This window comes from Nostoc flagelliforme FACHB-838 (genome assembly GCF_014698065.1).
Classification (GTDB): domain Bacteria; phylum Cyanobacteriota; class Cyanobacteriia; order Cyanobacteriales; family Nostocaceae; genus Nostoc; species Nostoc flagelliforme_B.
This window is the reverse complement of sequence record NZ_JACJSI010000163.1, coordinates 1-13,996: the sequence shown is the minus strand read 5'-3', so window position 1 is coordinate 13,996 and position 13,996 is coordinate 1. Positions and strand designations below refer to the sequence as shown.

Genomic DNA, 13,996 nt, shown 5'->3' with positions numbered 1-13,996 from the left:
ACTAAGGCAATTTCTCTAATTTTTTTCTCACGTTCTCTAAAAACGTGTCCATCCCATTCTGAGAGATTCGTTAGTTCTAAAAGTTTCGTGACTTTTTCTTGAAAGTGTTCTAACGATTTGCTTAAATCAAAAGTAGAATATATATGATTTTTCATAAGCGCGTAGGCATTCCCTGTTTTGATGTCAGATATCAAAACCTTTACTCCAAGGGAAATCCTACCTTTTTTTGTATCCTAAAATCATCTACAAGTTTAACCAGTATTGATGCTTAACTCAAGGTGGCAAATATCCTAAGTACAGGTAAATAGGTTTTTAGCGATCGCACCTTTTTTGCTCAACCTCACCAAATCGCGTTGCTCCCCTTACTCACCGTGAAGAGAGTGTGGGGAGGGTGGGAGGTGTGGGGAATTAGTCGAGTAACCAGTCATCTGGGTGGGTAATCATTTTTACTAATCCACTAAGGACTTGATTATAACGAGCGTAGAGTTCTCTTCCTTGCTCAACTGTGAGGTACTGACATTTCACCGCAAACTTTAACCAAACTTGAGTTTCTGCCGCCTCCAATTGTCTGCGACACGCTCCGCGAACACAATCATTCAGTTTAGCGATAAAAGCGGCTCTGTATCTCCGTTTTCTCCAAGCCTCTGCCAAATTAGCACAGACTGAACGAGATGAGCGACGGATTTGAAAGGTTTTTGAATATTTTTCTTCAACTGGAAACTTTTTAGAATATTCAAAAATTTGCATTGCTGTCTCAAATGCCAATTGATAAATGGCTAAGTCCTCATGAGTTCTAAAATACTTTTTCCCTTTCTCTTCCATTTTCTTTAATCTCGACCATTCTTTTATCCATCTTCCCACGCTTCCCACACTTCCCACACTCCTCTTCAAGAGATATGGTAAACACAAAAAACCGAAAATTAGAGCCATTACAGCTACTGCAATATAATAAATCAGTCCCGACAAGAATTGGAATAATTTCATTAGTAGGATTTTCTTGTGCAGTATTTTCATTACTATTACAATTTCTCAACTATGGAGCAATCAGAGGATTAAGTAAGAAGCAATTAGCTTTAGTACAGTTAGATTCTGGCAAAACTATTACTGCCAAATCAGTAGACGAAAATCAACGTTCGCCAGAAGTAACTAAGAAGTTTGTTGGCGATACGTTCACTAGAATGTTTAGCTGGGATGGATTAGTTAAAATTTACAACGACTTGGGAGAACCAATTACCAAGCAAGACAAAGGAATAGATATTGACGCAGCAAGTGGAAAAAAGAAAGTTACAACTAAGGCTTATGAAGCTGCATTTGCAATTAGTGAAAATCATAACTTTCGAGCAGCCTTTTTACAAAAGCTGGCAGAACTCACCCCCAGCAGAATATTTGAAGGAAATATGCAAGCGTCTTTAATTCCTCGCTATATCGGAGAGCCGCGATTAATTAGAAATGGGGTATGGCAAGTAGATATGTCGCAACTATTGTGACTTTTACAACTTCTGATAATACTGGACAAGGAATTACCTTCAATAAGACTGTGACTGTCGAAGCAGTAAATACGCCACAAGAAATTACTGCTCTCACTGAACTTTCTCGGAAAATCTATGAAGCTCGGAGCGCTGGTTTAGAAATTACACAAATCAATGATTTAAAACCTTAGTAATTATGTCACTAAAAAACGAACACCAGAATTTGACTATAGATCAAATCTTGAGATTTTCAGAGGATACAAATGATGGACAAAGGAGAGAAAAGCCTAACCGGGAAGACTCCGAAGAATTTCCATCGATTACCAGGCACACTGTCAGTACTTCTCCTTGGTCAAGATTGGGGATAATCGCTATTCCTTTTGGCTTAGGGTTTTTAGTAATCTTTTATTTTCTCAATGGCATTTTCAATCCTGGTAGAAGTCCAGAAGCGATAACTGCTAAAGCTGATAAAACATCCCCAGCTTTGGAGAAACTCGAGCAAAAAGATGGTGATGTCTATGCCAAATTAGCCTTGAATAAACAAGAAGATGAATTGAATAAAATTAATCAGAGCAAGGAAGAAGTTTTTGTTAATAGTAAGCCTGTAAGTGTTGCAGCTTCACCACCACCATCAACAGCTAGACCTGTAGCACAAACACAAAGTCCTAGCCCTAGACGATATTACGTTCCGAGTAGAACTAACTCGACTATTTCATCACCACCTCGTAATCAAATATTGCCAAGAATTAGTAATCCTGTTAGGACTGTTACGCCGAAAACAGAAACGCCAACAGACGTGATAGCTGAATTTAATCGACTTCGCAGCTTAGGATCTTACGGAAAAATCGCTTATACACCTACTTCAAATAACCAGCAGATATCAACAGAGGCAACATCCTTTCAAACGCCGAATACAACACGAATTCAAGTACAGCCACCCAATAGTGCTTATACAACACAGCAAACACGCCCTAACTTTTCTAACAGTACACCCACAGAAATTGAGAAAATTCGCCCTCGTTGGTCAGCCAATTCTAAATCTGATAAACAAATAGCAGATGGTAATTATTTGCCTCAAGAAAACCAAATTCTACAACAGCGTAAAACTCGCTATTTAGTTGTTGGGGAATTTGCAAATGGTGTTTTAGTGACTTCAGTCGTCAAGCAGCAAACCGAAAATCGCTTCCAACAACAGCAAAATCCAGATGATAGTAAACGCTATGTTGCTAGATTAACGGCTGATTTGCATGACAACTATGGAAATGTGGCAATTCATAAAGGCACTTTATTGGCCGTTGAACCCCTACAGGTTAATGGTGGCTCTTATGCAAGTGTGCAAGTCACCAGCATTATCAAAGATAACACTGAGTACCCAATTAGTAGCGGTGCAATTTCTGTATTAGGAGAAGGCGGCAAACCCTTGTTAGCTAAACAGTTCCAAGATAAGAAAGGGGGAGGTTCTGACTTGACTGTGGGATTAGTCAGTGGTTTGGGTCAAGTAGGAACTATCCTGAATCAATCTGATTCTACGAGCAGTGTAGTTAATTCTGCTACAGGGACATTTAGCTCTAGCACGACTTCAAACAGGCAGCGCAATATTGGCGGGGCATTTTTACAAGGTGCTTTTGGCAAGCTTAGTAACATTATTACTCGTCGTGCAGAAACTTCTAACCAACAAATCACCCCTCGCCCCAATGTTTGGTATATCCCACAAGGGACGAAGATTACCTTTTTGGTGAACCGTTCTCTGGAGTTGCCATGAAGAAGTTAAAACTCATGACAGCGCTCCAGCTTGGGGTTGCTGCTTTTTTGGCAGTGTGTCTAGTTCCAGTCAAAACCTATGCTCAAAGCACAGTCCGCACCATAAAGCAATCTCAGGTTAGTGGCAGTACTGCCAAGCTGCAAAAAATTAAGGTCTGGAATGGTTCGGGCGTATCAATTTCATTTTATGAAGTCAATGAGATGGTAAAGCGGGTGTGGATTGACGATCCCTCACAAGTTTTGATTGACACTGATGGTTGTTTAGAGGGAATCGACCAGAACTGTCAAAACAGTAGTGCTGGACTACTTCACTTACGCCGGATCAAAAAGCTTCCGGTTCCAGGACTGCCACAAACAAGTGCAACTTTGCTTACAGTGATTACTCAAACTACTTCTGGCTCGCGCAAAGTTTACCACTTTCAAGTTACCCCATCCAATTCCCGTCCTGAATACAGTCAAGTGTCAATTATCTCGGATAAACCATCTTCAACAGCTACTCGACCCTTATTATCACCCCTAGTACAAACTATCAATACCACAAAACAAATCAGGGCGGGGATGAGCGTAGCGATTAGTAATGGTTTGCTCTCCTCATCTGATGAACTTCACAATCGGATTGAGCAATTCTTGACTCATTTTCAAGCTGGAGAGCAAATGTCTATTGCTGCTGATAAAGCTGGTGTCTCACTTAAATTAGTTAACAAATTAATCGAGCTTGGACAAATATGAAATCATCAAAGCGTTCGCCCAAAATTAGTTTTGACATGATTCGCTATTTAATATTGTTTGGGTTGCTCGGAGGATTGTTTATTCACAGTTTTTGGAAATATGGAATTATGAATTAGGTAATTGGATTTATACTGCCCAAAGCCTCGGCACAAGTCCCATTTGTCAGTAGCAATAATGGCTTGATTCCAGACTGGTCAAAAATGAAGTTTCAAGACATGATTGTATCTGAATCTGGTAATGTGACTTACCCATCCGTGAGAGGTAATCAGACTAGAACTTGGCAAGCTGGACAAAGTATTGGCGATTTTATGGAGCTTGGTGATTTTGAAGATGCTAATCTGAATATTGAAAAGCTTAACCTCAAGGCGATATCTCAGGCATTAGCTATTGATTTAGATGGTTTAAAGCTTGATGATTTTGGAGTCATCAAAACTCAAACCCTTAGCGATTTAGTCAAAGCTATACCTGAATTAGCTAACCAATCAGCCAGTAGTGTCGCGCCAATAGCTGACTTTTTTCGCCAAATCGGTATCAGCACTAATCAAAGAATTGGTAATGTTGCTAATTATTACAACTTCGACAATATCCCTCTCGGCAGTGAAATTGATTTATCTAAATACAAGCTGACATCGATTCCGGGAATTGAAAACTCATCATTTGATGAATTTGCTAATTGGCAAGATACTCTCATTTCAGACATTCCCGGATTGAAGGATTTATCTTGGAATAATTTTCCTACCGTACCAGAGCCGGATCTGTCTTTCGTTGGGCAAGTAGATTTGCCCTTGGGAGATATAGAAGCTAACCGGATTCGCAGCATTTCTGGCAGTTATCAAGAAGGTTTTAATGTCCCTTGCAATCAAAATAATTGCGCCCATTTTGAAGCTTCAGGTCTTGGTCAGACCACTGGAGCGCAATGGATTTCGGGAAAAGTCCAGAAAGTTAAAGGTGGCTATGGAATTTTAGCTGTAGTTAATGGTGGTCTTGAGCCAACTGGTCGTCATCCCTTTGGTAAATCATTTAAACAAGTTGTTTGGGATATAGATGAATCAAGCGGTTCCGTTAACACTGCTATGTTTTTCCGTTTCTGCAAGAATATTCCCTTTGTTGGTCGCACTTGTACCCCCTATTTTATCGGGCCAGTGCCATTCATTACTTACCATGAAAAAGACCCAATTATTTTTGGTAGTCCTTCTACTGTTCCTGATTAACTATTCTTACCAAAAAGGGAGAAAGGGTAAAGGAAAAACTAAAAACCAATTAAGAATACTTACAAATCTAACTCTTTCCCCTACATCCTGTCCGTCAAAAGGGTTTTACGCCTACAAGCGTGCTATTCCCCATTCCCCATTCCCCTTCTTCTTCATGTGATGAGCAATAATCTGACTACTTCTGCAAACAACCAACCATTTCATTTTGAACAGTTACAAAATCCACATAGCGACATTGGCAAGTACACTCATCATTTATTTACACCCAGTGGATTAGCAATTATAAGTATGTTGGGTGCTTACATTTTAATGAGAGTATTTTTTGGCGATGGCAGTAATAAAAAGAAGATTGCTACTAGCTATTGGGGAGGAAGAAAGGAGAATAATACAGCTAAGAAAAAAGCATTGCAACAGATACAATCTCCTCGGTGTGATAGTGTAGCTTTGTATATTGGTAAACATCAATTCAAAGGTACAAAAAAACAAAGTGGTAGTGGAGGTGTACCGATTTATGTACCAGAAGTGCAAAGGGGAACTGCTGCTATTGGCGCGCCCGGAAGTGGGAAGACTTTTAGTGCCATTAACCCCATGTTATTTTCCGCAATTGACCAAGGTTTTCCTATTTTACTGTATGACTTTAAATACCCATCTCAGGCGAAAATCGCTGCTTATGCTAAAGTTCTTGGCTACGATGTTCATATTTTTGCCCCTGGTTTTCCCGAATCAGAAGTTTGTAATCCTCTAGATTTTTTAAGAAATTCTTCTGACGCTGAAAACGCTCGGCAGATTGCCACGGTCATCAATAAAAACTTCCGCATTCTGAATAATTCTAATGAAGATGGATTTTTCGGCCCGTCTGGGGATCAGTTAACCCAAGCTGTATTGATGTTAACCAAAGAATTTGGAGATAGAGCAGATGTCATGACCAGTGCTGCCATCTTGTCTAGTGAGCAGATGATTGCGCGGTTAATGTCTGCTAATCTCAACCCTTGGGTCAAGATTGCCTTTGGTGAGTTGTTCAGTTCCGCCGCAAGTGAGAAAACTGTTGCTGGCATTGTTGCCACAGCTAGTATCATGTTTACCCGCTTCATGGCCAAAAACACACTGGGTTGCTTTATTGGTAAAACGACTTTACCACTCTCAATCAAGGGTAAACAAATGATTATCTTTGGTTTAGACAGAGAGCGCCGCGATGCTGTTGCACCCTTGATGACTAGCGTTCTCCACATGACCATCGCCCGAAATATAGCCAAAAAACGCTCTGACCCCTTGATAGTTGCATTGGATGAATTACCTTCCTTGTATCTGCCCGATTTATTCAGATGGTTAAATGAATCACGAAGTGAGGGTTTCTGCGGCATCCTCGGCTGGCAGAATATGGGGCAGTTGGAAAAGAATTATGGTCGGGAAGTTGCTAAGACTATCCTTGGTGCTTGCAGTACGAAATTTATTTTTAATCCTGGAGAGAACGAATCAGCACAATTGTTTTCTTCATTTCTGGGAGATGAAGAAATTAGGTACAAACACAAAAGCCGTTCTACTGGTGGTGGAAAGAGCAATAATACCATTAGCGATCAAGAGAAAACTAAAAAGCTCTTTGAGTCCGCCCAGTTTTTGAAGCTCCCAGCTGGGAAGTGTGTTTTTATCAATCCTGCATACTCCAATACAAAAGAGGGGTCTGTTCCTCAGTTAAAAAGCATCAATATTCCTCAATTTCTCCGCGATATCGACAGATACAACGAAAAAAAATGGAAGCCCGTTGTCAGTAGATTAGCTCGCAGAAGTACCCAAAGATATCCGACTCAGCACGACTTAGATTTGAGGGTGGATGATGTCAATAAGCATTTCCCTTTACCTGTCAAACAAGACAACAATCCTAACAATAAAGTTTTAAGTGTTGGAGAAATTAAATCAATTCTAGACAAAGATACTCAGATTCCAATTCCAGGGATAGTAAACAATGAGAATGATGATTAAAGAATATGCTCTTTCTGATTTTGAGATAATTAACCAATTCATGCAGACATTGACCATTCATTCCGGTCATCTTGTTAACATTCATGCTCCCGCTTGGATAATTAATAGTTATCAAGTTTTTAGCAAGCAAAGACCAAGATTGAAAAAGGTCGGAATTTATGTTCATATTACTTTGAAAAGTTTCCCAATTACTCTATCCTCAGATATTTCTGAACAAATTCTCAATGAATATATCCAAGGTATCGGCTGGGATGATTTACAATATGTCACTTTCTTAAAATTTCATCAAGACTCTTTAGAATTTCATCTTATTTTTAATCGCGTGATGGCATCGGGGGAAGTGATTGATTTAAATTGTCTCGGTGCTAAACCACAGCAGTATGACGTTTTACAAAAATCTTTAATAAATATTATCAGATCAGGCACTAGGCAGGAAGTAGAAGTCAGAAGTCAGAATGGGGTAAACGCCCATTCTGACTCCAGCAAGAACTGCCTCCTTCAATAAAACAACATGGGAACTGAGGTGAAATATGTTTGATGAACGGCATTTACAACTGGTTTCCAATTATGCTAAAAGCAGCGATTATTTTGCCAGAAATGTCATAGCACCTTTAATAAAATATGTTTGCGCTGACACTGTAGAACAATGGAATAAAAGAGCAAGAATTGAACTTGGAAAAGATACTTATGCTCTTAACCTTGATGAAGGTGGAGGTTATTCTTGGACAAAAGTTGATCCAAAAACTAATAATTTTGTAACAGTAGACCCAGATGAAGCTAAAGAAGTTGAAAAAATTGTCGAACAATCTTTAGCAAATACAAACGCTCCTCAGCATTCGCCAGCTTCTACAGAATCATTATCAACGAATACATCTATAACCGACTCCAGGACAAACAACTCTTTAACCTGTGATGATTCTCGCTCCCAAATAGAGTTCTAATATGGATGAATTCGTTAATTTACGCCCAAATCATATCGAGCCTAAACACTGGCATGAACTGGTAGTTGATAGCGCCATTCATCCGATTATTGCCTCTGCTAATTTTACGTCTTTATATTATGATTCCATAGAGCAGTCCCATGAATCTTGGGAATACTTAATGTATAGTGACCAGATTGGGCGTAAAAATGCTGGTCGCTTAGGTAATAAAACTCTCCAAGTTTACGCATATCTTGATTCTACTGATGGTTGGTGGTGCAATGGTGGTGTTGACCCCCGCACTTTCTGTGATTTACAACCTGGGGATAAACCAAAAGAGAAACTTTGGGGCTGTTACAAGCCTGATTCTCCTAGACCAGATCCTCAAAAACCTGGGAAATTTATTAAATATGAACATCCCTACAAAGCTGAACTTAGTATCTTCTTATTAGAAGTACCAAAAAATATTGCTGAACTGATTTACATGAAAGCTGGCGTTAATCCAAGCGCCAGCGATCGCCAATCAGGTTTCTGGTTTTCTGTGTGGAAACACAATATACCAGTAACCATTGCTGAAGGCGCTAAGAAAGCTGCTAGTATTTTGACTCAAGGTGATGCTGCCATCGGCTTGCCAGGGGTTAATGCTGCATATCGCTCTAAAGATGACCAAGGTTATCCAATTGAGAGCAAATTACGCTCAGAAATTGCGATGTTTGCCACTCCAGACAGAGAAATTAGAATCTGCTTTGACCATGATTCCAAAAGTAAAACTCAAGTCAACGTCGGTAAAGCTTTGATTAAAACTAGTCAACTTTTGCTCAATCATGGGGCTGAAGTCATTATAATCACTTTACCCGGGCCAGAAAAAGGTATTGACGATTTGATTGCAGCACAAGGCGCAGCTGCTTATGAAAAGCTCAAAGCCTTGGCGGTTTCTTTTGAAGATTGGCAGCAAAATAACCCTTTACCTGACCTGCGACAATTTATTTTTCTCAAAAATGGACAAGAGTTAAAGCTTAAGAGTGCGGAGAGTGCGAAGAGTGTGGGGAGTGTGGAGAGTGTGGAGAGTGTGGGGGGAAGCGAGATTCTCCTCACACCTTCTACAACTCCCACACCTCCTCTACCTCCTCTACCTCCTCTACCTCCCCTACCTCCCCTACGTCCTCTATCTCCTTTATCCCGTACTCACCCTCTGTATGCTGCTATCAAATCTATACAAGTACAACAGGCATCATTAACCCAGCAAACAGAGTCAAAAATTGCAGATTTTCCACAAACTAATTCCCAAACAAATGATCGAGTAATTATTCCCGAAGCCTCTCTGACTCCCCTGCGTCCTCTATCTCCTTTATCCCGTACTCGCCCTCTGTATGCTGCTATTATCAAATCCATACGAATACAACAAGCATTATTAACCCAACAGATAGAGTCAAAAATTGCGCCTCGTTTGCAAACTAATTCCCAAACAAATAATCAAGTAATTATTCCCGAAGCCCCTCAATCCCAAGTTAGTCCGCCTTCAGAACAGAGCAGCACTCAGAACTCACAAAACACGGAATCAATATCAGTCGATGAATTAGACGAATTAGATGAATTAGACCTATTGAAACGCCGTCGTCGCCAATCCGAAATTATTTCTGACACCATAGAGGATAACAAAACTTTTGTTGAAAAACCCTCTAGTCTTAACAAGGATTCTTTTGAATCTAGCAGCATACTTACTGGTAACAGTTGGGTCAATATCAAACAGGTAACAGTTTATAAACAAACAATTCCTCGAAGGTTTTTAGAAGCTAAACAAAATCAAGACATTGCTTTTGCTGCCAGAGAGCTTATCAAGAATTATGGCGTTCAACAAGATGATGGCTCTACAGTTTATCGTGCCGATGCTTTTCTTATTAAAAAGAAGAAATCTACTTATAGTATTCATCGTCCTCAAGCGACAAACTTAGATAATCCAATTATGGAGTTTGAAGCCTCACAATATCATATTAATATTACTCAAAAACCTTTAGATAATTTTTTACCTATAGAACGCCAGGAGTTTTTAACGGTTGCAGATACCTTAAAGCAAGGTAAAGAGCTACCCTCCCTCGATGAAGACCCCAGGAGAATTGCTAACAGTCTAAGCTCCCTTTCTCCTGATGGCACTCATAAAATACTTGAAAGTTTTAAATCTTTAGAAGTTTTAAGAATACTTACAAGTACCCTAGAAGCCTTTAACTCTCACGATTTAGAATTAGGTAATTATCGCATTACTTATACTCCTAATGATGAAAATAGTGGTGATATCAAGCTTTTAAAAACTGAACATAACGGAACTACGAGAGTTGCTGTACACCTAGAATTGAGCCGTACTGATGAAGAAATGAGTCATCAAGTTCACTCTATGGCTATTAACTCATTAGAAATTGACAAACTCCGCCTGCTGGCAACTAAATTTCAAATCCCAACAATTAATTCTGCTGCTAATACTCATGCTACTCGTGATATCCCTTTGCCACTTCATCCTGCATTAGCTGAAGTTTGGAGCTTACTGGAAACTTCTGTCAGATGGACATCTGGAGCAAATCAAGGTAACGAAGGTTTTCGTGAGCGATTTCAAAAAGACCCCAATGCTAAACTAACTTTAGGTGAGCAGTCACAACTTTATTTTAAATTTTTAATTCAAACTAAAGAAGAGATTATTCTTTATGGGAAAACTGATATTATTTTGCCACCACTTAGCGAAATCACAGAGGATTTAAAATTGTTGCGCGAACAATCGATTAATAATTTTTATAGTCCGAAGATTTCCCAAAATGCCGAAACACAGAAGCCAACTCAAAACCAGCCTCGCAATCCAGAACCTCAGTTAAACAACTTGGAAGTTTAGTTATGCAATCCACAGATGTTAGAGAAACCATCGCTTCTATTAATCGCAACAGTGGGATCTCGAATAATATGATGGCTTATCGGCTGGCTCTAATGATAGAGAAAGCGCCACAGAGTACAGTACAATCCCCTATTGAGTTGGATTCACAATCGCGTCAAAATCTTGAAGATAAATTAAGAAATATTTTGACCAAAAGTACTCAAAATGTTGAAGATTATAGACTACAACTTAAAAATCAATATCTGGCTGAATATTCTCAAAAGTTTGGTGTATCTCAACCCGAAAAAACTGTGACTGAGCAGCCTAATAATTTCTCTAGAGTTGAAAATCTAATTACCCAAAGAAAGCATATATTCCTCCAACAAATGATGGCTCGAGGGGAAGCAAACACTAATTTTACTCCTTCCACACCAGCAAATCAAGAGGTTAATAAACAACATCAAGGCGATGACTTTAGCAAAAAGTCCCTGATTCCTGCCGTTGTTCAAACTATCATTGCTAAAGGTCAAGATACTAAAAATGAAGGCCGCGTTTATGAAGGCGTTCTTTATAGACTTCAATTACTCATTAAAGAAGGTATACAGTTTATCAATATTAACCGCAAAACCCAATCCAATCAAAAAGCTTTTGCTGCATATAAAGACCACACTAACGAGTTTACAATTACCTCCAATAACCTCTCAAATGAAGAAGCACAAAAAATTGTTGCTTTTAATCAGCAGCGAATTGCAAAACAACAAGTTCAACCTCCTATTCAAACTAATAAAAATCAGGAATTTTCTTTTGATAAAGATGATAATCCCGATCTAGGAGATTAGGCGCATTCAACTAAAATACCCCATGACTAATCCAAATATAAATCCACTGATTAAGAGATACCGTCTTAATATTGGATTTATTTTCACAAAAGGAGCAATTATTGTTGCAAGAAATATGTAAAATGTGGCTTCAAATATATCAGTGCTGAATGTGATAACGGCAGCAATAAACAGCCCCCCAAATATCAAACATCCAACTACATATTCTATCTTGTCCCATAGCTTAGTGTCGTCCAGGTAGCGCATGAGCCTGACCAATTTTTATGAACATCGTATCATCTAAGCCGTAAGGTTTATCCTTTTTGTAGGAAAATATTACTGTAAATGTTGTGCCTTTACCAACTATCGAATCTACGGATAGCCTTAGTCCATGAGAAGAAGCTACCATTAAGGCAATATATAACCCTAGTCCCGAACCAGATGAGTCCACGTTTGTACTAGCCTCAGTGCGGTAAAAAGGTAAAAATATATTTGCCAGTTCTTCTGACTTAATACCAATCCCAGTATCTTCAATTAATACCGTTAAATCATTCCCCTGGTTAACAAGCTTCAAAAACACATCACCAGTTTTTGTATATTGTAATGCGTTTTTTACCAAATTTGATATCATCCGATAAATATGTATTGCATCTCCATTTACCTTTGTTCCATATTTATATTCTTCACATATTTCGGAGTGCAACTTTAAGCCATTTGATTTTGCTAACGGCAAATATTCTTGATATACATTATTCAATAAATCGCAAATATCAAATTCACCTATCCCAGATGGATTTACCCCTATAAATCTATCTATTGAACGAGCGCTTCGATACATATCTATCAGTTGAATAACTCTGTTATTAGTCTGCCATAATGACCCAAGAATTGCTTTTATCTCTTGTAAGGTACTACCGTACTCTCCATCTATCATTTGCTTTAACACAATTGATTCATTCACAACTGCATTGGATACATCATGCACTAAGGCAGAAATATTAATTTTATCTCTTAATTCTTTTTGGGACATAGAAACACTCCTTATCATGATTTAATTGATCTCAATAAAATACTTTTTAGCAGAATTTACTATTTCTAATTATAGCTAAATCATCAAATAATATCTCTTGCTTAGGTTGAAGATTCTCCGGTGATCCAGAAATATTTTTATTTCTTTGTTCTGCAAGAAACAAAAATATATATATCTAAATTTAGCTGCTTCCATTCAAATATTTATGGTATAAAAAGAGGAGAGGTTAGAGATTAACTTCCGGTGCAAATATTCTCGGTGCAAATATGACTATCATGATAATTCGGGTAGTAGTAATTGAAGACCAAGAACTATGTAGACTTGGCATTAGAACGGCGATCGCACAATCAGACATGGAACTGTGCGGTGAGGCTAGCTGCGGATTGGAGGGATTAGAGCTAGTCAACTCAACAAATCCTGATATTGTCTTACTTGATATTGGGCTACCAGATATCAACGGACTGGAAATCGCAACCAGGATTAAGAAGCACACCCTATCCAAAGTTATTATCCTCAGTGCTTATTCTAGTCAAAATATGATTAACGAAGCTTTTGCCTGTGGTGCTGATTCATATTTCTTAAAGACAACCAAGATCGACTCGATTAAAAACGCTATCCGTAGTATCTATCAAAACGAAGAATATCTTGACCAAGCGATTATCAAGAGATTTCTGGAATTGAACCATCGTCAGAGTACAAAAATTAAAGGCAAAAGATATAATGAGTTGCCTACAACTCAAGAAATTGAAATTCTCAAATTAATTGCCAGTGGCTACTCCAATAAGGAAATCGCTAATCAACTTTTCATTAGTATTAGTACAGTTAAATCCCACACTGGCAACCTTTTTCTGAAGCTGGGAGCTAGAGATCGGGTCAATGCCATTATTAAAGCTCAAAGTTTGGGCTACCTAGAACCTTCAACCCAAGACTGGAGAGATATTGGGTAGTTCATTATTTCTTGTTCTTTTGCATTTGAATCAAGCAATATCCTTTCAAGCGATTTTCTTCTTGACAAGCAGCCAGAGGTAATCGTTCATGGGGGTAATTTATTGCTGAAATCGAGCAAAATATAATGATTGAAGAAGCTACAGCGACTAAACACACAAGCTCATCGATGAAAATTAAGACTAAATCATCTCGGAAGACACATAATGTATAGGAAGCATTTATTACTTAATCAGTAGTAGGAACTTTGGGGAGTAAGGATGGAGTTGGTTGACTAGAGCG

At 38.7% G+C, this 13,996-nt stretch carries 13 protein-coding genes and 1 pseudogene; 11 read left to right on the top strand and 3 right to left on the bottom strand.

The window, feature by feature from the left end:
- A pseudogene (locus H6G97_RS34865) lies at positions 1-155 on the bottom strand (ISLre2 family transposase); the annotation flags it as partial.
- 253 nt (positions 156-408) lie between these two features.
- The gene (locus H6G97_RS34860) at positions 409-822 is read right to left on the bottom strand and encodes a four helix bundle protein (RefSeq protein WP_190944978.1); all 414 of its coding nucleotides are present in this window, start codon (positions 820-822) and stop codon (positions 409-411) included.
- A gap of 74 nt (positions 823-896) precedes the next feature.
- On the opposite strand from H6G97_RS34860, the gene H6G97_RS34855 reads away from it, so the two are divergent.
- The 10 genes from H6G97_RS34855 to H6G97_RS34815 all read left to right on the top strand — a co-directional run bounded on the left by H6G97_RS34855 (position 897) and on the right by H6G97_RS34815 (position 11,760).
- Positions 897-1,487 carry a hypothetical protein gene (locus H6G97_RS34855; protein ID WP_242055649.1) on the top strand — a complete coding sequence of 197 codons (591 nt, stop codon included), beginning with the start codon at positions 897-899 and terminating at the stop codon, positions 1,485-1,487.
- The gene (locus tag H6G97_RS53350) at positions 1,457-1,660 is read left to right on the top strand and encodes a hypothetical protein (protein WP_242055647.1); all 204 of its coding nucleotides are present in this window, start codon (positions 1,457-1,459) and stop codon (positions 1,658-1,660) included. The genes H6G97_RS34855 and H6G97_RS53350 overlap by 31 nt, the downstream gene beginning before the upstream one ends.
- Before the next feature lie 5 nt (positions 1,661-1,665).
- A complete protein-coding gene (locus tag H6G97_RS34850; protein ID WP_190944971.1) occupies positions 1,666-3,231 on the top strand; it encodes a TrbI/VirB10 family protein in 1,566 nt (521 codons plus the stop codon).
- A 14-nt stretch (positions 3,232-3,245) separates the two neighbouring features.
- The gene (locus H6G97_RS34845; protein ID WP_190944976.1) at positions 3,246-3,959 is read left to right on the top strand and encodes a hypothetical protein; all 714 of its coding nucleotides are present in this window, start codon (positions 3,246-3,248) and stop codon (positions 3,957-3,959) included.
- Between the two features lie 215 nt (positions 3,960-4,174).
- Positions 4,175-5,170 (top strand): hypothetical protein, encoded by a 996-nt coding sequence (locus tag H6G97_RS34840; protein ID WP_242055646.1) that lies wholly within the window; start codon positions 4,175-4,177, stop codon positions 5,168-5,170.
- A 159-nt stretch (positions 5,171-5,329) separates the two neighbouring features.
- On the top strand, positions 5,330-7,147 hold the full coding sequence (locus tag H6G97_RS34835; protein WP_190944968.1) for a type IV secretory system conjugative DNA transfer family protein: 1,818 nt from the start codon (positions 5,330-5,332) through the stop codon (positions 7,145-7,147).
- On the top strand, positions 7,137-7,652 hold the full coding sequence (locus tag H6G97_RS34830; protein ID WP_190944966.1) for a relaxase/mobilization nuclease domain-containing protein: 516 nt from the start codon (positions 7,137-7,139) through the stop codon (positions 7,650-7,652). Before H6G97_RS34835 ends, H6G97_RS34830 begins: the two co-directional genes overlap by 11 nt.
- A gap of 25 nt (positions 7,653-7,677) precedes the next feature.
- Positions 7,678-8,088, top strand: a complete 411-nt coding sequence (locus tag H6G97_RS34825) for a hypothetical protein (protein WP_190944965.1) — start codon at positions 7,678-7,680, stop codon at positions 8,086-8,088.
- Between the two features lies 1 nt (position 8,089).
- Positions 8,090-10,942, top strand: a complete 2,853-nt coding sequence (locus tag H6G97_RS34820) for a DUF3854 domain-containing protein (RefSeq protein ID WP_190944963.1) — start codon at positions 8,090-8,092, stop codon at positions 10,940-10,942.
- Positions 10,943-10,944: 2 nt separating this feature from the next.
- A complete protein-coding gene (locus H6G97_RS34815) occupies positions 10,945-11,760 on the top strand; it encodes a hypothetical protein (RefSeq protein WP_190944961.1) in 816 nt (271 codons plus the stop codon).
- A 223-nt stretch (positions 11,761-11,983) separates the two neighbouring features.
- Here H6G97_RS34815 and H6G97_RS34810 read toward each other — a convergent pair whose 3' ends face one another.
- Positions 11,984-12,769, bottom strand: a complete 786-nt coding sequence (locus tag H6G97_RS34810) for a sensor histidine kinase (RefSeq protein WP_190944959.1) — start codon at positions 12,767-12,769, stop codon at positions 11,984-11,986.
- A 266-nt stretch (positions 12,770-13,035) separates the two neighbouring features.
- Between H6G97_RS34810 and H6G97_RS34805 the strand changes: the two genes are divergently transcribed.
- Complete coding sequence (locus tag H6G97_RS34805; protein WP_190944957.1) at positions 13,036-13,716, top strand: response regulator transcription factor; 681 nt, start codon at positions 13,036-13,038, stop codon at positions 13,714-13,716.
- The last annotated feature ends 280 nt before the right edge of the window (positions 13,717-13,996 follow it).

Bases quoted from the DNA above. Each gene is read 5' to 3' on its own strand.
- H6G97_RS34860 (WP_190944978.1), bottom strand. From the start codon at position 822: ATGGAAGAGAAAGGGAAAAAGTATTTTAGAACTCATGAGGACTTAGCC.
- H6G97_RS34855 (WP_242055649.1), top strand. From the start codon at position 897: ATGGTAAACACAAAAAACCGAAAATTAGAGCCATTACAGCTACTGCAA.
- H6G97_RS53350 (WP_242055647.1), top strand. From the start codon at position 1,457: ATGGCAAGTAGATATGTCGCAACTATTGTGACTTTTACAACTTCTGAT.
- H6G97_RS34850 (WP_190944971.1), top strand. From the start codon at position 1,666: ATGTCACTAAAAAACGAACACCAGAATTTGACTATAGATCAAATCTTG.
- H6G97_RS34845 (WP_190944976.1), top strand. From the start codon at position 3,246: ATGACAGCGCTCCAGCTTGGGGTTGCTGCTTTTTTGGCAGTGTGTCTA.
- H6G97_RS34840 (WP_242055646.1), top strand. From the start codon at position 4,175: ATGATTGTATCTGAATCTGGTAATGTGACTTACCCATCCGTGAGAGGT.
- H6G97_RS34835 (WP_190944968.1), top strand. From the start codon at position 5,330: ATGAGCAATAATCTGACTACTTCTGCAAACAACCAACCATTTCATTTT.
- H6G97_RS34830 (WP_190944966.1), top strand. From the start codon at position 7,137: ATGATGATTAAAGAATATGCTCTTTCTGATTTTGAGATAATTAACCAA.
- H6G97_RS34825 (WP_190944965.1), top strand. From the start codon at position 7,678: ATGTTTGATGAACGGCATTTACAACTGGTTTCCAATTATGCTAAAAGC.
- H6G97_RS34820 (WP_190944963.1), top strand. From the start codon at position 8,090: ATGGATGAATTCGTTAATTTACGCCCAAATCATATCGAGCCTAAACAC.
- H6G97_RS34815 (WP_190944961.1), top strand. From the start codon at position 10,945: ATGCAATCCACAGATGTTAGAGAAACCATCGCTTCTATTAATCGCAAC.
- H6G97_RS34810 (WP_190944959.1), bottom strand. From the start codon at position 12,769: ATGTCCCAAAAAGAATTAAGAGATAAAATTAATATTTCTGCCTTAGTG.
- H6G97_RS34805 (WP_190944957.1), top strand. From the start codon at position 13,036: ATGACTATCATGATAATTCGGGTAGTAGTAATTGAAGACCAAGAACTA.